A 22,521-nucleotide genomic window follows, 5' to 3' on the forward strand; every position below is an offset into this window, starting at 1 on the left:
CCGGACTCCGCAACGTAAGGACGCAACGACGCCATGGCCGACACGCCGACGATCCCCGCCGACCTCAAGCCGAAGGACGGACGCTTCGGGTGCGGCCCGTCGAAGGTGCGGCCGGAGCAGTTGCAGTCCCTGGTCGACGTCGGCGCCTCCGTGTTCGGCACCAGCCACCGCCAGAAGCCGGTCAAGGATGTCGTCGGACGCATTCGATCCGGGCTTGCCGACCTGTTCGCGCTGCCCGACGGGTACGAGGTGGTCCTCGGGAACGGCGGAACGACGGCGTTCTGGGACGCCGCGGCGTTCGGCCTGATCCGCGAGAAGTCGCTGCACCTGACGAACGGCGAGTTCAGCTCGAAGTTCGCGTCGGTGGCGAAGGCCAACCCGTTCATCGGCGACCCGATCGTCGTGAAGGCGGAGCCGGGTAGCGCCCCCGAGCCGACGTCGGACCCGTCCGTCGACCTCATCGGCTGGGCCCACAACGAAACGTCGACCGGTGTCGCCATTCCTGTGCAACGGCCTGCAGGTTCGGAGAACGCGTTGATCGCAATCGACGCGACGTCGGGCGCCGGCGGTCTCCCGGTGAACGTCGCCGATTCGGATGTGTACTACTTCGCACCGCAGAAGAACTTCGCAGCCGACGGCGGACTCTGGATTGCGCTGATGAGCCCCGCCGCTTTGGCCCGCGTCGACGAAATCGCCACCTCGGGACGCTGGGTTCCGGATTTCCTGTCACTTCCGATCGCCATCGACAACAGCTCGAAGAATCAGACGTACAACACCCCGGCGGTGGCGACATTGCTGTTGTTCGCGGATCAGATCGAATGGCTCAATGGCAACGGCGGACTGGACTGGGCGACGTCCCGCACGGCGGATTCGTCGTCGCGCCTGTACGACTGGGCGGAGAAGTCCGCCTTCGCGACGCCGTTCGTGGCCGATCCCGCGCACCGTTCGCAGGTCGTCGGCACGATCGACTTCGACGACTCGGTGGACGCCGCCGCGGTCGCAAAGATTCTGCGGGCCAACGGGATCGTCGACACGGAGCCGTACCGCAAGCTGGGCCGCAACCAGCTGCGCGTCGGCATGTTCCCGGCAGTGGACCCGGACGACGTGAGCGCATTGACGGCCTGCATCGATCACGTGGTTGCCAACCTGACGTGAGCGTGTCCGGCCGTGATCGTCGCGGACGTGCATTAGAGTCGGACTCGGCACGAGGGCTACGCTTTCGACCGGACGCAAAGGAGTGACCGTGCGAGACATCCACGTGATCGGCCTGGCCTCCGACGGAAAGCACATCGTGTGCGCTGACGCCAAGGGTGACAAGTTCCGGCTTCCTGCCGACGAGAAATTACGTGCTGCCGCTCGCGGAGACGCCGCTCGGCTCGGACAGATCGAGATCGAAATGGACTCACTGATGCGGCCCCGCGAAATCCAGTCGCGAATCCGATCCGGCGCGTCCATCGCGCAGGTGGCGAAAGAATCGGGAATGGCGCCCAGCAAGGTCGAGCGCTACGCGCACCCGGTGTTGCTCGAACGCTCACGTGCCGCAGATCTCGCTCAGCTCGGCCACCCGGTCCGTGAAGACGGGCCCGCCGTGCTGACTCTCGCCGAGATCGTCACCCTGGCGTTCCGCGGACGAGGACATTCGATGGACGCGGCCGAGTGGGACGCCTGGCGCGACGAGGAAAATCACTGGGTCGTTCAGCTGCAGTGGCAGGCGGGCCGCACGACCATCGCAGCTCACTGGCGCTTCCAGCCCGACGCCCACGGGGGCAGCGTCGTTCCGCTCGACAGCGCTGCGTCCGAACTCATCGACCCCGATTTCGGTCGGCAGTTGCGCGGGCTCGCGCCCGTGCCGGCTGCCCCCGCGGCGGACGAGTCACAACAGACCCTCGACGAATATTACGGAACCGAATCCGAGAGCGATCGCACGGCGACGGTGCCCGAGCCGGTCGTCGACGAGACACCCGCTGCCCCCGAAGCACCCACACCTCCCGAGATACCCACACCCAAGCCCGCTCCGGGCCACGGCGGCTCCAAGGACAAGCGCGGCAAGCCTGCCATGCCGTCCTGGGAGGATGTCCTGCTCGGCGTGCGTAGTAACGGGCGATGACCGCACCCTGTCACCGGCTGTCCCGTCTGCGTGGAGGGACGTCGTAGTGGGCGTCCCGGCGTCGGCGATCTGGTACGTCGATGCGTCCGATCCGGCTGCCGTACTCCGGTCGAGCGGGCCGAGCGACCTCGACGCCGCCGCGGCTATCGCTCGCCGGCTCTACCCCGGGCTCGAACCGAAATCGGTCGGCACGGCGCCGATCAGTGCGTTCGGTGCGGTGGCCACGCCCCGGCGCGTGCTCGTCGGGTGCTTTCCCGGTGTCACCGTGGTGTGTTCGGCCGAATCGGCCGTTGCGACGCCGTCGACCTTGCCCGATGAGTGGATCCGACGCGTTCCGTCCGAACGTACGTATCTGGTTGCTGCCGAGGCCGAGTTCGCGTGGGGCGCTTTCGCCGAGTGGCGCGGCGGCACGCTGCGGAGATCGTTCAGCGCTGCACCGTCGTACATTCACGAGGACGAGGGGCTGCCTCAGCCCTGGGAGCGCCCCTTCTGGGCCGGTGAGCACCCGATGCAGTACCCCGCCGGAACCATGCCCGATCCGCAGGCCTTGCCCTTCCATCCGCAGGAGTTCGCGGACGCCGCGAGTGCGCACTGGCTGGGGGTGCGCATGATCGGCGCGGCTCACGACGGGGAGATCGATCCGCTCTCGGTGTTGTTGTGTGACTTCATGATGCGCGATCCCAGCGAATCGGCGCCGGAACCGTCGGCGCCCGCCCCGGAACCGAAGAAGGTCAAGCGGGGTCTGTTCCGCCGCAAGGTTTCCTAAACAAGGTCGAACAGCACGACGACGAATCCGACCGCGGCACCCACCGCCAGTCCCGGAACGACCCAGCGCCACACCGGTGCTCGCCGGTAGCGCATCAGTGTCGGTGCGGCACCGGCGATGACGACCACCAACACGATCACCGAGAACACCGCACTGATCGTGCCGAGTACCAGTCCCATCGACATGATCAGCGCACCGGAGAGCACGGCAGCCAGTGCCGCACAGAGCATGCCGGCGAACCACGGGGTGTTCTCGGTCTCTGTCATCTACACCCGCACCCGTTCGTAGAAGGCCATCGCCGCGGCGGTGGCCACGTTGAGCGAGTCCGTTCCCGGCGCCATCGGGATGCGCGCTCGAATGTCGGTGGCGCGCATCGCGTGCTCGGTGAGGCCGGGCCCCTCGGCGCCGAGCAGGACGGCGACCTTGTCACCCGTCATCGCGTCGGCAAGCGGAATCGCCGACGGGTTCGGCGTGAGCGAGATCAATTGAAATCCCCTGTCCCGCAACCGGCTCAGTCCGCGCGGCCAGTCGGGCACCGACGCGAACGGAACCCTGAGCACGTGCCCCATCGACACCCGCACGGCCCGTCGGTACAACGGGTCGGCGCATGCACCGCCGAACAGTACGGCGTCGACACCCAGCCCGGCCGCGTTGCGGAACATCGAGCCCAGATTCTCGTGATCGTTGACCCCTTCGAGCACCGCCACGGTTCGGGCGTCGGCGAGCACGTCGTCGAGGGCGAGAGCAGGGGGCCGAGCGGCCGCGGCGAGCACACCGCGATTCAGGTGGAATCCGACCACCTCGGCCATGACCTCGGCGGTGGTCCGGTAGAAGGGGACGTCGACGTCCACGAGGTCGTCGTGCAGCTCGGTCAACCGCCGGTCGACACCGAGCAGCGCCGATGCCGTGAAGCGGGAATGCAGCAGCCGCTGCGCCACCAGGACACCCTCGGCGATGACCAGGCCTTTGCCTTCCGGCAGATCCGGTCGCCGGTCCGACGAGTTGAGGTCGCGGAAGTCGTCGAGCCGGGGGTCGGATGGATCGGAGATGTCCAGAACGCTCACCACCGACTCATTCTCGCAGGGAGACCGGTGTGAAAAGCTGATGGGTGATGAGTACCGAGCAGAACATAACGATCCGACCCGCCACCGACGACGACTGGGATGCCATCGCGCTTCTCGACGCCCACGCCTTCGGTGAGCACCAGAACGCCGAGGACCTGGCCGAGACGAAGCTGCTCACCGAGTCCTCGGAAATCGTGCTCGCGTGCGCGGGCGACCTCGCGGTCGGGGTGACGATGCACTTCCCGATGCACGTGACGGTCCCGGGCGGCGCCTCACTGGCGGCGACGGGTGTGTCGTGGGTGTCGGTGGCTCCGACGCATCGCCGTCGCGGCATCCTCCGAAAGATGTTCACCGAGCAGCACACTCACTTCGAGGAGGCCGGGCGGCCGCTGTCGGTTCTGACGGCCAGCGAGGCCACCATCTACGAGCGGTTCGGATACGGCGCGGCCACCGCGGGCGTCGCCGTCGAGCTCGATCGCCGGTTCGCCACGTTCCACAGGGATGCACCGGCGGGCGAAGGAACGCGGCTGGTCGAAAGTGCGACGGCCCAGACGTTGCTGCCGGAGATCTACCGTCGCTGGCAGGCCGTCACCCCGGGTGCGCAGCCCATGCCCGCGGTGCGCTGGGAGCGGTTCTTCGCCGATCGCGAGAACAGTCGCGAGGGGTTCAGCCCCCTCTTCTTCGTCGTTCACGCCGACGGGTACGTCGCCTACCGCCGCGGTCGGCGGGTGGGTACCGCCGGGGCACAGGAGGCGCGCGTCGTCGATTTCGTCGCGGTCACCGACGAGGCACGCTCCGCGCTGTGGCAGGTTCTGTGCGGTATCGACCTCGTCGACACCATCGAGGTCACCCTCCCGCCCGGCGACCCACTGTTCACCCTGCTCACCGACCGGCGAGCGCCCGCCGTCACGGGCGTCAAGGACGGCCTCTGGGTGCGCATCATGGACGTTCCGGTCGCGCTCGAGGCCCGCACCTACGCCATCGAAACCGACCTGGTGATCGAGGTGGTCGATCCGTTCCTGAACGCAGGTGGCCGTTTCCGTCTCGTCGTCACCGGCGGACGGGCCGAGGTGACGCGAACCGACGCCGAACCGGACGTCACGACGTCGTTGTCCGTTCTGGGCAGCCTCTACCTGGGCGGACACCGGGCTCGCCAATTCGCGGCCGCCGGTCGGGTGGGCGCCGCGAGCGAGAAGGCACTGCACGAGTTCGATCTGGCGTTCTCCACCGATCGACAGCCCGAGATCGGCTGGTTCTTCTAGCGCGTCAGCGCTAGTTCGGCCTCGGCGCTGCGGTACCGCGACCGAGCGGCGAACGCGCACAGCGCAGCGATCAGTGACAGAACGCCGCCGATCACCAAGGGGGCGCGTGGGTCGAGCACGTCGGCCAGCTTGCCGAGGAGCGGACTGCCGATGGGGGTGCCGCCGAGGAAACACAGCATGTAGATGCCCATGACGCGTCCTCGCATCTCCGACGGCACCGACGCCTGAAGGATGTTCATGGCGGCCATCGTGAAGGTCAGCTGCACCGCGCCGGTCGGAATCAGAACCAGCGCAACCCCGACGAACGACGGCATCAGCCCGGCGACCGTTTCGAGAATGCCGAACGCGACCGCGGACCCGACGAACAGCTTCATTCCGGCGGCGCCGCGCCTGCGCGCCCCGAGGGTGGCACCGAGCAGTGTTCCCACCGCCAGCACCGTCGACAGCAGACCGTAGGCGTCGGCGCCCTTCTCGAATCCGTTGCGGGCCAGCACCGACAGGCTGAGCGGGAAGTTGATTCCAAAGGTCGAGACCACGAACACGGTGGCGAGAAGAACCCGTAGATCGCCGCGCCCCCACACATAGCGGAAGCCCTCGCGCACTTGACCTTTGGCGCGTTCGGCGCGTTCGACGGTGAACAGTTCGCTCTCTCGCATGGCCACGAGGGCGGTGAACACCGCAGCGAACGAGGCGGCGTTGATGAGGAAGACCCATCCGGTTCCGATCACGGTGATGAGCACGCCGGCGATGGCCGGGCCGATGATGCGGGCGGTGTTGAACGTCATCGAGTTCAGCCCGATGGCGTTGGCCAGCTTGTCCTTTCCGACCATCTCGATGGTGAAGGACTGGCGGATGGGAGCGTCGATCGCCGACGAGCACCCCAGCAGCAGCGCAAGGACGTAGACGTGCCAGAGCTGCACGACGTTGCCGACGTCGAGAAGCCCGAGGATCAGGCCGAACACCGCGGCCGCGGCTTGCGTACCCATCAGGAGCTTGCGCTTGTCGTAGCGGTCGGCCAGAACGCCGCCCCACACCGACAACAGCAGAGTCGGACCGAACTGCAGTGCCATGACGATGCCGACCGCGAGACCGTTACCGCCGGACAGAGTCAGAACCAACCAGTCCTGCGCGACGCGTTGCATCCACGTTCCGACCAGCGACACGATCTGACCGGACGCCCACAGCCGGTAGTTGTAGCTGTGGAGCGCGTCGAAGAGGGAGGGCCGCGTTGAACTCACAAGTACTAAGTTACGCTCACGACTTTTGTCGGGTCACTCGCTTTTGCCGACGATGGCGGTCATGATGTCGACGGCCTCGCGCAGCACCGCCAGCTGCTCCGGGTTCAGGACACGCAACTGCTCGGTCAACCACACTTCACGGGCGTGGGTCTCGTCGTCGATGATCGCCTTGCCGGACTCCGAGAGCGACACGATGATCTGTCGTCCGTCGGTGGGATGTGGGACACGCTTGACCAGTCCGAGATCGCCGAGCGAGGCGACCACGCGCGTCATCGACGGCGGTTGCACTCTCTCCCGAGCGGCCAGCGCGCCCGGCGTCATGGACCCTTCACGGGCGAGGGTGGCCAGGGCGGACAGCTGAGTCAGGCTCACCTGGCTCTCGGAGCGACGACCCCGCAGGTGCCGACCGAGGCGCACGGTTGCCAGTGCAAGGTCGCCGGCAAGGGTGCGCAATTCCTGAGTCACAGGCAGAGAATACGTCACAGTACGGTAAACGGCGCTCAGGTCGGTGATCGTGAGTTGTTTCGTGCCGCATCGCCATCAGCACCGGCTGACCGGCCACGATCGGAGTAGCGTTCCGGAAATGTCGGAACCTGATCCCGGGCAACAGCTCCCGTCGATTCCCGCCCGGTGGAGCGAACCGTCCACGGTGATCGCGGGCGGAATCGCGGTATGGGTGATCGCCACGATCGTCGTCCTTCTCGGCGGAGACCGATGGTCGTCCGCACTGCCGACGTGCTGGACCGGCATCGCCGTCGGATGCCTCGGGTTCGCCCTGTTCGCTGCTCAGCGGCGATCGGCGAGACGGGGAAACAAGGGCGCCCAGCGGGGGCTCGTCTAGCGCCTGACGTGCGCAAACTCACCCCGGCGCAGGTTGAGTAACACAGCCGTAACGTGGACACTTGGTTATGTAAGGCAAATCAACCACAACATGCTCTGAGGTAAAAGAAGTGAAGTTCGTCGAAAGTTTCATCGCTCGCCGTCGCAACAGCCGCTCGCTGCGTGATCTCTACGCACGCGCGAACTCGGTGAGCAGCCCCTCCATGCGTGACGAGCTGCTCGTCATCGCGCAGCGCGATCACTGAGCGGTAACCGCTCCGCGATCGACCGCCGCACGACGGTCATCGCCAGCACTGCCACCGCGACGCCGAGGGCCCAGCCTGCGATGACGTCCGAGAACCAGTGCGCCGCAAGATAGATTCGCGACACGCCGACCGCCACGGTCACCAGCCCGAGAACCAATCCGGCCACCACGACCGTGGCTCGGCGCGCCCCACTGTTCAGAACCAGAACGAACACCACCGTCACGAACGCCGCCGAGATCAAGGCGTGCCCCGACGGAAACGAGTACGTCGAGATGTCGACGATCCGCTCCGGCTCCGGCGGCCGCGTTCTCCGCGTCGCGTATTTGACCCCGTTCATCACGATCCACGCCAGTGCCATCGCACTCGCTGCGGCCAGCGCGTCCACTCGCCGATGTCGCACCCACAGCACCGCGACGAGAACCACGGCCAGAGACGTCATGACCGCCGTGTTGCCCGATGTCGTGATCAGCATGAACGCGTCCGTGAGCGCCGGAGATCGGTGAACCAGGACCCAGTCCAGAACACTCTGATCCACCTGCGTCATGGGCCAACCTCTGTCATCGACCAGCCTCTGTCATCGCCATTCCCACTTCCTGCTCACGTGCACCCGCCCCGAGTCCTCCACCCAGAATGGCACGCTGCGCGCCGACCCCCCGTCGAGCGACACCCTCAGATCGTCGTGCACGCAGACGGATTCGGACTCCGGCGGTATTCCGGACAGCACGCTCCACACCGTCAGGACGGGATCGTCGGCCACCACGGTGTCCATCCCGACACTCGTCACCGCCGCGGTGACGGCACTCGACGCGGTCCGGCAATCCACTAGATCCGCCAGCGCGTCCGCCGTCTCCACCGCGCCCAACGCCATCACCGCGGGATCGACCACCGCCGCGAGCCACGCGCGATCGAGCACCAGCGCGTCGTCCGGTGCGCACACCGCACCCGTCACGGACCGCACGCCACTCGGCGGCTCGATGTCCGTCACGTCCAGCAGATTCGACTCGACAGCAGCCGCCAGAGCGGAGTGCGTCGACACCACGACCGCCGGCGACACCGAACGCCTGTCGTCCGCCAGCCGGTCGAGCAACAGCTGCGCGAGATCGACGTCGTCGACGGTCTCCGGCGCGAGGAACGCCGCCATGCGATCGGCATCGGGGTGCTCCAGCGGATCGAGCACACCTTCGAACGCGGTATGGCCGGGTAACCGCAAGGCACCGAGCCGTTGCCCGCCGATGCGCGCGTGCCGGCGGAGCCACCATGCGGTGTACCCGAACCGGTCCGCGGCGGCCTCGGCCGTGTGCGCGTCGTTCAGCAGCACCGTCAGCGCGGCCGGCCACGCGTCGTCGTCGACGAGATCGAGATCGCGCACGGCGAGAAGAGAATCGGGCTCGTCGGGCAGCGAGTCCCACCACGCGTCCTCGTCGTCGAGGTCGTGGTCCGGGCCCGTCGGATCGTCGTCCCGCACCACCGCGAACGTCCACCCCACCCCGACCGAGCGCAGTGCGGCCGCGCCGTAACGGTCCACGAGCGACGCCGCCACGACCCCGAAGGGCGAATCGGACACCAGCACCGCGGCGAGCGGTGAGTCCGGCAGCAGCAGCTCGTCGGCCGCACGAATGTCACCTCCGGAGTCCTCGAGCGGAAGTCGACCGAGCGTCGACGCCAGTGCCGTGCTGCCGTCCAATCGCTGTGCGAGAGTGAGGACCTCGTCGACGAGCTCGTCGCTCACCTGATCGTCGTCCTCCAGCAGCGTCACCAGCGCCGGGTCCGACAGAACATCGGCGGCGCGCGCATCCTGCGCACCGAGCAGGCTCAACAGGGGATGCACCGCGGCAGGATGGACCACCCGCGCCCAGGACACCCTGCCGATCGGCTCGTCCCCCACGTCCCGCAACACGATCGCCGTCCGAGGACCGGTGACGGTGCGACCGTCGGTCAACGGAACCGGAAGCGCCGCAACCTCTTCCGCGTGAGCACCGTCGCGCACGAGAGGAGACAGCGCCTCGTAGAGCGAGCGCCACCACGCCGGATCGCGGGCAACACCCGACAGCATCTCGACCACCCGTGACAGACCCAGAACCTGCACGCCCACACCGGCGAGCAGCGACGTGTCGGACGGGTCCGCGAGATCGGCGATCACCAGCCCGGGCACCACGTCGGCCAGAATCTTGGAAAGCTCCGCGCTCGCACCGGGAAGAACGGCCGCCTCACCCGGCCGCACGTCGTCCCCGACGACGGTGGGAATCCACGGATGCGACATCAGATCCCGGGTAATGAGATCGCGAAGTTCGGCGTCGACGGGACTCGTCGCGAGACCCGCCCGGGGGACCATCGAAAGCCGCAGTTGCGCAGGAAAAGTGCGCACGACACCCGCGTACCCGGCCGCCGCGTCTCGCATCGACGAACCCGGGAGGATCCGTCGACGATCGGGTTGGAGGGGTACGTCGGTCACGAGAATCGCCGGGAGCGAGAGCGTTTCGTCGGAACGCGTCGGTGCACGCAACACGTCGCCGCGAACCGGCCGGGGCTCTCCGTCGACCACCGGGATCAGCCAGCGCGCGTGATCGGTCCGTCCCCGCCACCACACTCGATCGCCGATGCGCACCTCTTCGGGAACCCGATCGACACTCGTCATTCGGGCTATCTCGTTGCCGCTCAGCGTGATCGACTCGACGCCCTCGACTTCCAGCAGCAGATCCACTGCTTCGCTGTCGAAGTCGGCACCGAGCTGCGCCACATCCACGTCGGGGCGCACGAGCACCACGACCTCGGAATCCCATCCCTCGGCGGGCGACTCGGCCGCCGGCCAGGGCAAGCGCAGAACGGGGATCTCGGCGGGTTCGCCGACGCCGATCGTCGCCAGCTCGGCCCGCGTCCGATCTGCATCGAACATCACCGACCCTGTGCGACTGCGGAATTCGATCCGCTCACCCAGTGATCGGGTGGCGGTGAACCCCACCCCGTAGCGGCCGATGGCGCCCTCGGACTTGTCGGACGCGCGCAGAGCGGCCAGCGCGGTCAGACCGGAACGGGTGAGCGGCGCACCGACATTGGCGACATGGAGCGCCTGCCCCTCGAACCACACGGCGACCCGGCCGGGCACCCCGGCGCGAGCGGCGGCATCGGCGGCGTTCTGCACGAGTTCGGTGAGCACTCGATCGCGGTATCCCCCACGCACGAGGTCGGATTCGGTGGCCGCGTCCTCACGCAGGCGCGTCGGGGACGACTGCCACGAGGCGAGGACCGACGCTCGGAGCTCGGCGGTGCCGAACGGGTCCGCTAGGGGTTCGACGGCGTTTCCTGGTCGGAGGTGGTTTCAGCTGCTTCGATGGTCTCGACAGCTTCTGTGCTCTCCGTGTGCGCGACCGGCTGCCGTGCCACCGTCTCGAGTGCGCCGTCGTCGTACGCGTCGAAGGCCGGTGATCCGGCGCCGGTGGGTCCGACGGTGTCCGAGTGTGCGCCGCAGCCGTATTCGGCGTGCACCACGTGACCGTCGGCGGACATCTCGTTGCCGCACACGCCGAACGCTGCCTTGAGCGATCCCGCGATCGGCAGGTAGAACCCACAGCTCACGCACGTGGCCGGGGCGGTCTTCGCCATGGGGGCGTTGGGACCGAAATCGCCTTCGAACCACCGTTCGGCCGTGTCGAGTCTGCCTTCACGGCTCATGACGGAGGTGCGCCCGAAGCCCAGTTCGAGTGCGACGTCGTCGATCTCGGGGTCGCCGGTGGCGACGTACCCCGGAACGAGCCGAGGATCACCGACCGGCGGCGGGAGGAGATCACCGGGCGACAGGTCGCCCGGCTGAATGCGCTGGTCCCAGGGGATCCACGTCGGCGCGACGAGTGCGTCGGGGCCGGGCAGCAGAACGACTTCGCTGACCGTCACCGCATCTGCGCCGGGCGGAGCAGCGATCACGACCGCCCACTGCCAGCCGCCGTATCCGGGCAGGTCGGCATCGAAGCGGTGGATCGCGGCACTCTCGCCGGCCGGTTCGACACCGAGGTGCGCACCGACGGGACCTTCGCCGAGCTCGACCACGGCCTGACGGGCCGACTCGACGGCGTCGGCCAGGACGGCGTCGACCGTGCTCGGATCGGACGTCGGCTGATTCGGGGAGACAACACTCACGCCTCACAGTTTGCCGTACGGCGCGGAACGGTTTTCAGGCCGGTCGGGGCATGATTGCGTCGTGCTCGGCCGTCGCGTGTCCACGACTCTCGTGGTGCTGTGCTGCGTGTCGGCCTGCTCGCCCACACAATCGGCGCCCTCGGCGGACCCGCCCGCGTTCGACGTCCGGATCGAGCGGACGTTTCCGCACGACCCGACTGCGTTCACCCAGGGATTCGAGATCGACGACGGTCGACTTCTCGAAGGCACGGGACGATCCGGGCAGTCCCGCATCACCGCGACGGATCTCGCGTCGGGAACGGTGGTGGCGCGTGCCGACCTTCCCGCTCCCCTGTTCGGCGAGGGCATCACCCGCACCCGTGACAAGTCGACGGTGTGGCAGTTGACGTGGAAGGACGGAGTGGCCATCGCGCGCGATCCCGACACGCTGGCGGAACGATCGCGCGTGCAGTACTCCGGCGAGGGGTGGGGCATCTGCGCACTTGCGGACGGCAGGCTGGTCACCAGCGACGGATCCTCGACGCTGACCTTCCGCGACCCGGCCACGTTCGACGTGACGGGCACCGTTGCGGTCACACGGTCGGGGAAGCCTCGCGACCGCCTCAACGAACTCGAATGCACACCCGACGGTGTGCTTGCCAACGTGTGGCAGACGGACGACGTCGCACGGATCGACACCACGTCGGGCCAGGTCGTGGCTGATATCGATGCGTCCGCGTTGAGAGCAGCCCTCGGGTCGGACGCCGGCGACGTGGACGTGCTCAACGGCATTGCGGCCGTCCCCGGAACCGACCGGTTCCTCATGACCGGCAAGCTGTGGCCCACCACCTTCGAGGTGTCGATCGTTCCGCGTGGACCCTGACCGAGACGCCGGGCGTGGCGAATGCCATACGGGTGTCACGACCGCGGCCGACTAGGGAAGAATCACGGACGTGAACGACAACGGTGACACTCGCGACCATCGCGGGGACGACGGGCGCCGCGATCACGCCGAGCACCCCGGGTTCGCGAACTACTCGCCGTCCGAGCCGCTCCCCCCGCGGCGCGCCCCGCTGCCGCCCCTGCACCCCGTGACGCCCCCGGAACCCGAGGACAGCACCCGCAAGACCCGCGTCGATCCCAAGCCCACCGCGGCGCCGCGCAAGCTCACCGTCACTCGCGTCGCCGCCATGCGCGGACGACAGCTGACCAACCGCGGCGTCGCGTCGTTCCGTCGCGCGGCCACCGCCGACGGAGCCGACAAGTCGGGCCTGACCGCACTGACCTACGCGACGATGGCCAACTTCGCATCCGACGCCGCGATGGCCGTCGCGCTCGCGAACACGCTGTTCTTCTCCGCGGCGACCGGCGAGGACAAGACCAAGGTCGCCCTGTACCTCGTCATCACGATCGCGCCGTTCGCGTTGATCGCGCCGCTGATCGGCCCCCTGCTCGACCGGTTGCAGAACGGCCGACGGCTTGCTCTGGCCACGTCGTTCGGCCTGCGGGCGGTGTTGGCGGTCGTGCTCGTCTACAACTACGACACCTGGGGCCTGTATCCCGCGGCACTCGGGATGATGGTGCTCAGCAAGTCGTTCTCCGTGCTCAAATCCGCCGTGACCCCCCGTGTGCTGCCACCCGAGATCGACTTGGTCCGCGTCAACTCCCGGCTCACCGTCTTCGGCCTCATCGGCGGCACCATCGTCGCCGGCGGTCTGGCGGGAGCCATCGCCTTCGTGTCCAATTCGGCCGGGGCGCTGTGGTTCACGTGCGCCATCGCGGTGCTCGGGGCCTACCTCAGCATGCGGATCCCGGCCTGGGTCGAGGTCACCGAGGGTGAGGTGCCGGCCACGATCAGCTACCACGGGGACGCCGCGACGGAAGTGCTCACTCCCGACACCAAGCCGGAGAAGCGCCGCCAGCCGCTCGGCCGCGCCGTGCTGACCGGGCTGTGGGGCAACGGGACGATCCGCGTGCTCACCGGCTTCCTCACGCTCTACATCGCGTTCGTCGCGAAGTCCCGTACCGAGCACGAACCGCTGCAGCAGGCTCTGATGTTGGGCCTGGTGGGAGTCGCGGCCGGTATCGGCAACTTCGCGGGTAACGCCGCCGGGGCACGGATGAAGCTGGGGCGGCCATCGATGATGGTTCTTCGCTGCACCATCGCCGTCACGGTCATCGCGATCATCGCCGCGATCGCGGACAACCTGCTGCTCGCCGCAGCCGCCGCACTGGTGGCGTCGGGGGCCAGCGCGCTCGCCAAGGTCTCTCTCGACGCCTCGCTGCAGCACGATCTTCCGCCCGAATCGATCGCCTCCGGCTTCGGCCGAAGCGAAACCGTTCTTCAGCTCAGCTGGGTCGTCGGCGGCACGATGGGCGTGCTGCTGCCGACCGAGTACTGGCTGGGTTTCACCGTCGTGTCGGTGGTGCTTACCATCGGCCTGGTGCAAACGATCTTGACCTACCGCGGTTCGTCGCTGCTGCCCGGTTTCGGAGGAAATCGACCGGTGCAGGCGAAACAGGAGGCTGCCGACGCCACCAAGCGCGTGCGGACCACCGAGAAAGCCGTGCGGTGAACCGGACCATTGCTCTGGTGTCCGCGCTCCTCGCGGTGGTCGCCGTAGCGTTCGCCGCCGTCGTGTTCGTCCTGATCCGCAACGCCTCGGACACTCCCCCGAAGGTCTCCGCGTACGCCGACGGCCGAGCCGAGGAAGTGGCGCCGTTCCGGTACTGCCCCGTCACCGCACCCCTGTGCGATTACGACGGTGAGACGTCGACGCTTCCGGTCCGCCCCGGCCACCCGCTGCAGCTGTCGCTGCCGACCGCGATTTCCGAGGCGCCGTGGGGCCTGGCGACGGTGTACCAGGGCGACGACGGCGACGTCGTCGAGAACGACGCGTTCTTCCTGCCGGACCAGCGCAACAGCATGACCGTGCCCCCGGTCGACGCGGACGGCCGATCACTGATCGGCGTCGAGGTGCGACTTCCGTCGGGCGTGATCGACACCGACACCAATCAGGAAGAGATCGTCAGCCACGCAATCTGGTCGATCGCGACCGCACCGAACTGACAGATCCCGGCCTTCCCGCCCTCCCCCGACCGGCCTCCGGCCTTCCCGCCCTCCCCCGACCGGCCTCCGGCCTTCCCGCCCTCCCCCGACCGGCCTCCGGCCTTCCCGCCGCCCCGACCGGCCTCCGGCCTTCCCGCCCGCCGTCAGCTGTCGAGCTCGCGAGCGACGGCCCGCACGACCTCGGAGATCTTCTGCGACGTCTTGCGATCCGGGTACTTGCCCTTGCGCAGCTCGGGCTGAATGGTGGCCTCGAGCAGGGTGATCATGTCCTCGACCATGCCGTGCAGCTCGTCCGGCGTGTGCTTGCGCGCCGCCGGTTCCTTGCGCGCCGCGCCGGCGTTCTGGCGGATCGACGGGGCGGGTTCGAGGACCTTGAGGCTCAGCGCCTGCGGCCCGCGGCGGCCCGCGGCCATGCCGAACTCCACGCGCTGCCCCGCCTTGAGCCCCTCGACTCCTTCGGGGAGTGCGGACGAGCGCACGTAGACATCGTCACCCTCGTCCTGCGACAGGAAGCCGAAGCCCTTGTCGACGTCGTACCACTTCACCTTGCCGGTCGGCACCGTAGATCACCCGTTCACTCTGCTCGAAACGCACTTGGTCCAAAAGAAATTCGCGCCGCCTGCTGGTCGGTCACCGAATGCGACGGTGCACTGCCGAGCGGGGCGCGAAGTTCGTTTCATCCTACTCGCGCACGGCCCGGCTCGGCACCGGGGTTTTCCGCGGCGGGGTTTACGGTGGGTAGCTGTGAGCGAGACTCGGAAGAAGACACCCGTGCTGCTGGCCCTCGCGTCGGTGTGCTTCGCGATCGGCGTGGTGGCCATCGTCGCCATGTTCGCCGTTCTGCTGACCGGCGGGGCCCCGGGTTTGTGGCTCTACCTGACGGCCATGGTCTTTCTGCCGCTCGGTTTCGTCTTGATGCTCGCGTTCGCTCTTCGGTCCGGTCGACGCGCTCGGCATTAGCCGATTGATGGCGTGTCACAACCGAAAGCGGCTTTCGCCGGTGCGTCGATGGTAAACGTACCAATCGTGCTCTAAAGTCTCGAGCGTGGCGAAGGACTCGTGCTCATGACTGCGGGTGCGCCGGACCGCTCGTTCCGCGCGCATCGCGTCGTCGTCGCCCTCTCGGTTGTCGCCGCCGTCGTCGCTCTGATCGCGCACGACCGCCTCATTCCGCTCGACACTCCCCTGTTCGGCCTGTTCCAGAACGCGGTCGACGCCGGGGTCTATCGAGCCGGGGGCACGACCGTGCTGCACGGCACCCCGCTCTACGACGGCAACCTGATCGACGACCTCCCCTTCACCTATCCACCCTTTGCGGCGCTGATCTTCGCTCCGCTCGGGTTGATGTCGATGGTCACCACGAAACTGCTGTTCTGGGTCGGCAACCTGGTGCTCGTGTACATCGCGGTCCGCCTGTGCTGGCGACATCTCGGATACGCGAACGACGCGTGGCTCACGGTCGTCAGCGCGTCGCTCGCGGTGGTGTTCACCTGGCTCGAGCCCGTGCGGATGACCATCTGGTTCGGTCAGATCAACCTGCTGCTCATGGTGGCGGTGCTGTGGGATCTGACCCGCCCCGAAGGCAGCCGGCTACGCGGTGTCGCCACCGGTCTGGCCGCCGGCACGAAGCTGACTCCCGGTCTGTTCGTCGTCTACCTCGCCGCGACCCGGCAATGGCGTGCGGCGGTCACGGCGGCACTGGCGTCCCTCATGACCGTCGTGGCCGGTTTCGTCGTCATCCCCGGCGACGCGGCGCGGTACTGGTTCACGGCCGTGTCGGAATCGACCCGGATCGGCGCACCGTCGAGCGGGGCGAATCAATCCATCCGCGGGGCGCTGCCGAGATGGATGGAAACCGTCGACCCGCCCGTCCTGCTGTGGGCGGCGTGCGTCCTCGTGGTCGGCGCGACCGGCATCGCCGTGGCGGTCGTGGCTCATCGTCGCGGTCACGTACTTCTCGGACTCACGATCACCGGGCTGACAGCGCCGATGGTGTCGCCGTTCTCGTGGGGTCATCACTGGGTGTGGTTCGTGCCCCTGATCGTGATGACCATGGATCTCGCGATCCGTCGGTTGCCGGCGTTCTGGGTTCTTCCCGTCGCACTGAGCGCCCCGCTCGCGTGCTGGTACCACACCTATCCCGACGGAGTCCGCGCGATCGGGACGTTCATGCTCCCGCCGCCGTCGTTCGTCGTCGGAGTCGTGATTCAGAGCGCCTACCCGCTGACCTATCTCGCGGTGCTGATCGGTGCCGCCATCGCGTTGCGCTCGACCGGAGCCGTCGGGCCCTCGACATCGACACCATTTCGTGATGTGACTTCCGTCACATCACGGGTAGGTAACGGAACGACCCCCGACCCGGTCACAGCACCCGCCGAACCGTCTAGCAGGGAGAAGTCTCGGCGCGATGTCGAGCGACGAAACTCCCACCACGACACCCATAGTTATCGAATAGTGACATCCTCCCCGGAACACACGTAGATTCTCCCTCGGCCGGAAAGTTCGGCCGCCGTCCTTACCCGCCGCGCCAAACCTCGTCCCGCGGGCCAAGGGCTTCCGACTAAGCAGAATCAGGGACGAGGGCGGGGGACCCACCACGTCTCCCTAGTGCAACCGGGCAGCAGATTCGTCTGCAGTCCTCGGGGTGAAGCCGAACCGTCCCAGCCAGGGGCGCGAACGCCGGGCTACCTCTCAGCCCGAACCCGACAGCTGACCTCGCAGGCGCGTGTGGAGAGGATTTCTACCCTTATGAGCGGACGTCATCGCAAACCCAGCACCACGGGCAAGACCGTCGCGAAGGTCGCCGTCACCGGCGCCATCATGACCACCGCGGGTCTCGCCTTCTCCGGAACCGCCAACGCCGCACCCGACTCCGACTGGGACAAGCTGGCGCAGTGCGAAGCCGGCGGCAACTGGGGCATCAACACCGGCAACGGATTCCAGGGCGGACTGCAGTTCTCCCCGAGCACGTGGACCTCGCACGGCGGTGGCGAATACGCCGCGACCGCCAACCAGGCCTCGCGCGAAGAGCAGATCACCGTTGCCGAGCGCGTGCTCGGCAGCCAGGGATGGGGCGCATGGCCCTCCTGCTCCGCCAAGCTCGGACTGAGCAGCGCGCCGACCGAGCGCGACACCCCGGCGACACCGTCCGTCCCCGCCGCACCGGCACTGCCCGACCTGACCTCGCTGGGTCAGAACGCGCAGGACTCCAACCAGGCGGCCATCCAGGGAATCACCGACGCGGTCAAGGCCGTGACCAGCGATCCCAACGTCGTGAACTTCGTCCAGTCCGTGACGCAGAACCTTCAGCTCGACCCGCAGGTCGTCAGCTTCTACGAAGCCAACAAGAACCTGCTCCCCCGCTAGATCCGGGCATCGAGAAAAGCCCCCACCCGTCGACCGGGTGGGGGCTTTTTCTGCTCGCTACACGGCGGTCAGCGGTTGATGACCGTCTCGGGGTGCGCGTACGGAAGAGAATCCACGGGCAACGGAAACTCCGTGTCCTCGCCGAACGGAGAGAGCCCACCCGCGCGTGACGACGCCAGTTCTGTCACCGGATGGTCCTCGTCGTCGGTGCCCTTCGGCCAGCCCGGATCGACATATCGCTGTTTCGGTTTGTTAGCCACAGCTCATTTTGACATCCGCGCCGGGGCATCTGCCACCCCAGGTATCTACTCTGATGATCGATGACCGACACCGAGAGCCCGAAAGCGGGTTCGACACCACCCGGCAGCGTGGGAACGCTCACCGACTGGATGTCCTCCCGCACCGACGAGCAGCTCACCGAGATGCTTCGTCTGCGACCCGACCTCACCGTCCCGCCCCCCGCGACACTCGACGTGCTTGCCGGCCGCTCTTCGCAGCGCGCGTCGGTACTGCGCGCCGCGGAGGACCTGGACACCCTCGCGCTCACGGTTCTCGAATTCCTCGCCCTCGAACGCGCCGACGACAACCCCGTGCCGCGCAGCAGGCTCGACACCCTCGTCGGCAAACGCGCCACCAAGAAATCCGTCACGGCTGCGCTCGACGTGTTGCGAAGCCGGGCTCTCGTACGCGGCACCACGGACCTGACCATGGTCCCGTCGGCGCGCGACGCCGTGCCGTGGCGAGTGGGGCGAATCCTCGATGCGAAACCCGATCTGACCGCGGAGGCCGTCGACGCGGCGCTGGCGTCGGTCGAACCGCGCGAGCGCGAACTGCTGACCACGTTGGCGAAATCGTCGTCCATCGGGCGTACGAAGGACGCGGCGCCGGGAACGCCCCCCGACCGTCCCGTGCAGCGTCTGCTGGCGGCGGGCCTGCTCACCTGGCTCGACGAGAACACGGTCGAGCTCCCCCCGCAGGTCTCCCAGGCACTGCGCGGCGAGCCGGTCTCGGATCCGTCGTCGCTGGTGCCGCCGACCGTCACCGCGGTATCGCATCCGATGGCCGACATCGACGCGGCCGCAGCGGGTGAAGCTCTGGACCTACTCCGTCAGTGCGCCGGCGTCATCGACGCTCTGAGCTCCGCGCCGGCACCTACACTCAAAGCGGGCGGTCTCGGCGTACGTGAACTGCGGCGCATCGCGAAGTCCGCCGAGATCGACGAGAGTCGAGCGGCGCTCGTGGTCGAACTCCTTGCCGCAGCCGGCCTCATCGCGTCGGGCATACCCGATCCGCCCCCGCCCGGCGACAGCGGCGACGACATGTGGGCACCCACCCCCGCCGTCGAGGCCTGGACCGCCGCCTCGCCCGCGAAACGATGGAACGCGCTGGCCACCGGGTGGCTCGACACCGCACGACTACCGTGGCTCATCGGCATGCGCGACGCGAACGACAAGCCCGTGGCGGCGCTGTCCGACGAGGCCCGGTCGACGGCGGCACCGCGCGATCGCCGCGTGGTGCTGGGCGTGCTGGCCGACCTCCCTGCAGGCGACTCCATCGACGACGCGGATCTGGTCCGAACCGCGACCTGGCGGCGACCTCGCATCGCCCCACGTCTCGGCCTGACTCCCGTCACGAAGTTCGTTGCCGAGGCCACGACGCTCGGCATCGTGGCGCGCGGCGCACTCTCCACCCCCGGCCGCGCGCTGCTGCGCGGCGCCGACGCCGCCGCCGCGATGCACACCGCGATGCCCGAACCGATCGACTACGTGCTGGTCCAGGCCGACCTGACCGTGGTGGCTCCCGGGCCCCTGACACCCGAGCTCCATCAGACGATGGCCCTGATCGCCGACGTCGAATCGGCGGGCGCGGCCACGATGTACCGCCTCGGCGAGACGAGCCTGCGACGCGCGCTGGACGCAGGAATGTCCGCCGCCGAGTTGCATGCGCTCTTCGCGGGCGCCTCGCGCACGCCCGTTCCGCAGGCGCTGACGTATCTGATCGACGATGTCGCCCGTCGCCACGGGCGTCTGCGGGCAGGGGTGGCGTCGTCGTTCGTGCGATGCGAGGACCCGGCCCTCCTGGCCGAGGTGCTCGCCTCACCCGCGGCCGAGCCGCTGGCGCTGCGGGCGCTGGCGCCGACGGTGGCCATCTCGCAAGCACCGCTGGCGGACGTTCTCATGCAACTGCGTGCGGCCGGCTTCGCGCCGGCGGGCGAGGACTCGTCGGGAACCATCGTCGACGTGAGCACCCGCGGCGCACGCGTCGTCGGCCGTCGTGCCCGACCGCTCTACCGCACACCGGCGGTTCCCACCGACGAACAGCTCACCCGGCTGGTCGGTGAGATGCGGGCCGGCAGCAAGGCCTCCGAGGTGCGGCGATCGGAAGGAGTCCGCTCCGACGGCACCCGGGCGTCCGGCGCGGCGACCATCGCGCTGCTTCAGCGTGCGGCGGCCTCCCGCGCGCCGGTGAGCATCGGATACGTGGACGCAGCCGGGGTGTCGTCGAATCGCGTGGTCGAGCCGGTGTCCGTCGGCGGCGGTCAGCTCGACGCGTGGGACCCCACGTCGAGTGTGGTCCGACACTTCACCCTGCACCGAATCACGTCGGTCTCGCTGCTCGGCTGACGGACATCGGTGTGCCGACGCCGTCCCCGGGGTACCCAGTCGGGAATAGTCGCTGCTCGCGGACGGTTGTGCGGTAGCTGCCCGCACGCGCACTGTCGGTGTCGTGGCGGACAATGATTCGATTGCGCCGACTGCGGACACACCGCCGACGGCGCCACAAGAGAGGTGAACGTGACCGACGGACCGTTGATCGTCCAGTCCGACAAGACCTTGCTGCTCGAGGTCGACCACGAGCTGGCGGGAGAAGCGCGCGCTGCCATCGCCCCGTTCGCCGAACTCGAACGCGCACCCGAGCACGTACACACATACCGTGTCACCCCGCTGGCTCTGTGGAACGCGCGCGCCGCCGGTCACGACGCGGAGCAGGTCGTCGACGCGCTGGTGCGTTTCTCTCGGTACGCGGTGCCGCAACCTCTTCTGGTCGACGTGGTCGACACCATGGCCCGGTACGGCCGCCTGCAACTGGTGAAGAGCCCGGTGCACGGGCTCTCCCTCGTCAGTCTCGACCGCGCCGTCCTGACGGAAGTCATGCGAAACAAGAAGATCGCTCCGATGCTCGGCGCCATGGTCGACGAGGACACCGTCCTGGTCCACCCCAGCGAGCGTGGGCGACTCAAGCAAATGCTGCTCAAGGTGGGCTGGCCCGCCGAGGACCTCGCCGGATACGTCGACGGTGAGAAGCACCCCATCGATCTCGACTTCTCGGGCGGGCACTGGGAACTGCGCGACTACCAGCAGATGGCCACCGACTCGTTCTGGGCCGGGGGATCGGGCGTCGTCGTGCTCCCCTGCGGCGCGGGCAAAACCATGGTGGGTGCTGCGGCCATGGCCAAAGCCGGCGCTACCACCCTCATTCTGGTCACCAACACCGTCGCCGGCCGGCAGTGGAAGCGCGAGCTCATCGCCCGGACGTCGCTGACCGAGGACGAGATCGGCGAGTACTCCGGCGAGCGCAAGGAGATCCGTCCCGTCACGATCGCCACTTACCAGGTGATCACGCGGCGGACCAAGGGTGAGTACAAGCACCTCGAACTCTTCGATTCGCGCGATTGGGGTCTGGTGATCTACGACGAGGTGCACCTGCTGCCCGCACCCGTGTTCCGGATGACCGCCGATCTGCAGTCCCGTCGCCGTCTCGGACTGACCGCGACGCTCGTGCGCGAGGACGGCCGTGAGGGCGACGTGTTCTCGCTGATCGGGCCCAAGCGGTACGACGCACCCTGGAAGGACATCGAAGCGCAGGGCTGGATCGCTCCCGCCGACTGCATCGAGGTGCGCGTCACGCTCACCGACGCCGAGCGGATGGCCTACGCCGTGGCCGAGCCCGAGGAGCGCTACAAGCTGTGTTCGACGGCGCGCACCAAGATCCCGGTGGTGAAGTCGATTCTGGCCAAGCACACCGACGCGCCCACCCTGGTGATCGGTGCGTATCTGGACCAGCTCGACGAACTCGGCGAGGCGCTCGGCGCGCCCGTCATTCAGGGCTCCACCAAGAACAAGGAGCGCGAATTGCTGTTCGACGCGTTCCGCAAGGGTGAGATTCAGACACTGGTGGTCAGCAAGGTCGCCAACTTCTCCATCGACCTTCCCGAGGCATCCGTGGCGGTCCAGGTGTCGGGCACGTTCGGTTCTCGGCAGGAAGAGGCGCAACGCCTGGGCCGACTGCTTCGGCCCAAGGCGGACGGGGGCCAGGCGCACTTCTACTCCGTCGTCGCGCGCGACACTCTCGACGCCGAGTACGCAGCTCACCGCCAGCGCTTCCTCGCCGAGCAGGGGTACGCCTACCGGATCACCGACGCCGACGACCTACTGGGACCGGCGATCTGACG

Annotated in this window: 23 protein-coding genes and 1 riboswitch; of the genes, 14 read left to right on the plus strand and 9 right to left on the minus strand. The window is 68.1% G+C overall.

The window, feature by feature from the left end:
• Positions 1-33 precede the first annotated feature (33 nt).
• From serC to AC59JP_RS07730, 3 genes are all read left to right on the plus strand, one after another.
• Positions 34-1,155: a phosphoserine transaminase gene (serC, locus tag AC59JP_RS07720; RefSeq protein ID WP_497325149.1), complete on the plus strand. Its 1,122-nt coding sequence runs from the start codon at positions 34-36 to the stop codon at positions 1,153-1,155.
• An 88-nt stretch (positions 1,156-1,243) separates the two neighbouring features.
• Positions 1,244-2,107, plus strand: coding sequence for a septation protein SepH (gene sepH, locus AC59JP_RS07725; protein ID WP_497325150.1), 864 nt, complete (start codon positions 1,244-1,246; stop codon positions 2,105-2,107).
• Between the two features lie 46 nt (positions 2,108-2,153).
• The gene (locus AC59JP_RS07730) at positions 2,154-2,873 is read left to right on the plus strand and encodes a DUF6928 family protein (protein ID WP_497325151.1); all 720 of its coding nucleotides are present in this window, start codon (positions 2,154-2,156) and stop codon (positions 2,871-2,873) included.
• On the opposite strand, the gene AC59JP_RS07735 is transcribed toward AC59JP_RS07730, so the two are convergent.
• Positions 2,870-3,139 carry a DUF2537 domain-containing protein gene (locus AC59JP_RS07735; RefSeq protein ID WP_497325152.1) on the minus strand — a complete coding sequence of 90 codons (270 nt, stop codon included), beginning with the start codon at positions 3,137-3,139 and terminating at the stop codon, positions 2,870-2,872. The two genes, AC59JP_RS07730 and AC59JP_RS07735, sit on opposite strands and share 4 nt — an antisense overlap.
• The gene (locus tag AC59JP_RS07740; protein ID WP_497325153.1) at positions 3,140-3,940 is read right to left on the minus strand and encodes a TrmH family RNA methyltransferase; all 801 of its coding nucleotides are present in this window, start codon (positions 3,938-3,940) and stop codon (positions 3,140-3,142) included.
• Between the two features lie 44 nt (positions 3,941-3,984).
• Between AC59JP_RS07740 and AC59JP_RS07745 the strand changes: the two genes are divergently transcribed.
• Complete coding sequence (locus tag AC59JP_RS07745) at positions 3,985-5,199, plus strand: GNAT family N-acetyltransferase (RefSeq protein WP_497325154.1); 1,215 nt, start codon at positions 3,985-3,987, stop codon at positions 5,197-5,199.
• On the opposite strand, the gene AC59JP_RS07750 is transcribed toward AC59JP_RS07745, so the two are convergent.
• Positions 5,196-6,437 (minus strand): MFS transporter, encoded by a 1,242-nt coding sequence (locus AC59JP_RS07750; RefSeq protein ID WP_497325155.1) that lies wholly within the window; start codon positions 6,435-6,437, stop codon positions 5,196-5,198. The genes AC59JP_RS07745 and AC59JP_RS07750 overlap by 4 nt on opposite strands.
• 33 nt (positions 6,438-6,470) lie before the next feature.
• Positions 6,471-6,902 carry an Rv0880 family HTH-type transcriptional regulator gene (locus AC59JP_RS07755; protein WP_497325156.1) on the minus strand — a complete coding sequence of 144 codons (432 nt, stop codon included), beginning with the start codon at positions 6,900-6,902 and terminating at the stop codon, positions 6,471-6,473.
• Between the two features lie 118 nt (positions 6,903-7,020).
• On the opposite strand from AC59JP_RS07755, the gene AC59JP_RS07760 reads away from it, so the two are divergent.
• Both AC59JP_RS07760 and AC59JP_RS07765 read left to right on the plus strand, forming a co-directional pair.
• Positions 7,021-7,278 carry a DUF2530 domain-containing protein gene (locus tag AC59JP_RS07760; protein WP_497325157.1) on the plus strand — a complete coding sequence of 86 codons (258 nt, stop codon included), beginning with the start codon at positions 7,021-7,023 and terminating at the stop codon, positions 7,276-7,278.
• A 109-nt stretch (positions 7,279-7,387) separates the two neighbouring features.
• Positions 7,388-7,522 (plus strand): hypothetical protein, encoded by a 135-nt coding sequence (locus AC59JP_RS07765; protein ID WP_497325158.1) that lies wholly within the window; start codon positions 7,388-7,390, stop codon positions 7,520-7,522.
• Here AC59JP_RS07765 and AC59JP_RS07770 read toward each other — a convergent pair.
• From AC59JP_RS07770 to AC59JP_RS07780, 3 genes are all read right to left on the minus strand, one after another.
• Positions 7,500-8,066 carry a phosphatase PAP2 family protein gene (locus AC59JP_RS07770; RefSeq protein ID WP_497325159.1) on the minus strand — a complete coding sequence of 189 codons (567 nt, stop codon included), beginning with the start codon at positions 8,064-8,066 and terminating at the stop codon, positions 7,500-7,502. The genes AC59JP_RS07765 and AC59JP_RS07770 overlap by 23 nt on opposite strands.
• 30 nt (positions 8,067-8,096) lie before the next feature.
• Complete coding sequence (locus AC59JP_RS07775) at positions 8,097-10,676, minus strand: sacsin N-terminal ATP-binding-like domain-containing protein (RefSeq protein ID WP_497325160.1); 2,580 nt, start codon at positions 10,674-10,676, stop codon at positions 8,097-8,099.
• A gap of 125 nt (positions 10,677-10,801) precedes the next feature.
• Positions 10,802-11,653: a DUF3027 domain-containing protein gene (locus tag AC59JP_RS07780; RefSeq protein WP_497325161.1), complete on the minus strand. Its 852-nt coding sequence runs from the start codon at positions 11,651-11,653 to the stop codon at positions 10,802-10,804.
• A 61-nt stretch (positions 11,654-11,714) separates the two neighbouring features.
• Between AC59JP_RS07780 and AC59JP_RS07785 the strand changes: the two genes are divergently transcribed.
• The 3 genes from AC59JP_RS07785 (at position 11,715) to AC59JP_RS07795 (ending at position 14,702) form a co-directional block, all read left to right on the plus strand.
• Complete coding sequence (locus tag AC59JP_RS07785) at positions 11,715-12,515, plus strand: glutaminyl-peptide cyclotransferase (RefSeq protein ID WP_497325162.1); 801 nt, start codon at positions 11,715-11,717, stop codon at positions 12,513-12,515.
• A gap of 70 nt (positions 12,516-12,585) precedes the next feature.
• Positions 12,586-14,208 (plus strand): MFS transporter, encoded by a 1,623-nt coding sequence (locus AC59JP_RS07790; protein WP_497325163.1) that lies wholly within the window; start codon positions 12,586-12,588, stop codon positions 14,206-14,208.
• A complete protein-coding gene (locus AC59JP_RS07795; protein ID WP_497325164.1) occupies positions 14,205-14,702 on the plus strand; it encodes a DUF2771 family protein in 498 nt (165 codons plus the stop codon). Before AC59JP_RS07790 ends, AC59JP_RS07795 begins: the two co-directional genes overlap by 4 nt.
• Positions 14,703-14,845: 143 nt before the next feature.
• On the opposite strand, the gene AC59JP_RS07800 is transcribed toward AC59JP_RS07795, so the two are convergent.
• Positions 14,846-15,262 carry a cold-shock protein gene (locus AC59JP_RS07800; RefSeq protein ID WP_497325165.1) on the minus strand — a complete coding sequence of 139 codons (417 nt, stop codon included), beginning with the start codon at positions 15,260-15,262 and terminating at the stop codon, positions 14,846-14,848.
• A 184-nt stretch (positions 15,263-15,446) separates the two neighbouring features.
• On the opposite strand from AC59JP_RS07800, the gene AC59JP_RS07805 reads away from it, so the two are divergent.
• From AC59JP_RS07805 to AC59JP_RS07815, 3 genes are all read left to right on the plus strand, one after another.
• The gene (locus AC59JP_RS07805) at positions 15,447-15,662 is read left to right on the plus strand and encodes a hypothetical protein (protein ID WP_497325166.1); all 216 of its coding nucleotides are present in this window, start codon (positions 15,447-15,449) and stop codon (positions 15,660-15,662) included.
• 105 nt (positions 15,663-15,767) lie between these two features.
• Positions 15,768-17,183: a glycosyltransferase 87 family protein gene (locus tag AC59JP_RS07810; protein WP_497325167.1), complete on the plus strand. Its 1,416-nt coding sequence runs from the start codon at positions 15,768-15,770 to the stop codon at positions 17,181-17,183.
• 72 nt (positions 17,184-17,255) lie between these two features.
• A riboswitch (cyclic di-AMP (ydaO/yuaA leader) is annotated at positions 17,256-17,442 on the plus strand.
• A gap of 8 nt (positions 17,443-17,450) precedes the next feature.
• The gene (locus AC59JP_RS07815) at positions 17,451-18,068 is read left to right on the plus strand and encodes a transglycosylase family protein (RefSeq protein WP_497325168.1); all 618 of its coding nucleotides are present in this window, start codon (positions 17,451-17,453) and stop codon (positions 18,066-18,068) included.
• A gap of 68 nt (positions 18,069-18,136) precedes the next feature.
• On the opposite strand, the gene AC59JP_RS07820 is transcribed toward AC59JP_RS07815, so the two are convergent.
• On the minus strand, positions 18,137-18,328 hold the full coding sequence (locus tag AC59JP_RS07820; RefSeq protein ID WP_497325169.1) for a hypothetical protein: 192 nt from the start codon (positions 18,326-18,328) through the stop codon (positions 18,137-18,139).
• 60 nt (positions 18,329-18,388) lie between these two features.
• Between AC59JP_RS07820 and AC59JP_RS07825 the strand changes: the two genes are divergently transcribed.
• Positions 18,389-20,692, plus strand: a complete 2,304-nt coding sequence (locus AC59JP_RS07825) for a helicase-associated domain-containing protein (protein ID WP_497325170.1) — start codon at positions 18,389-18,391, stop codon at positions 20,690-20,692.
• A 171-nt stretch (positions 20,693-20,863) separates the two neighbouring features.
• Complete coding sequence (locus AC59JP_RS07830) at positions 20,864-22,519, plus strand: DNA repair helicase XPB (RefSeq protein WP_497325171.1); 1,656 nt, start codon at positions 20,864-20,866, stop codon at positions 22,517-22,519.
• Positions 22,520-22,521 lie beyond the last annotated feature (2 nt).

It is taken from the genome of Rhodococcus sp. 320_ES (assembly GCF_059691855.1).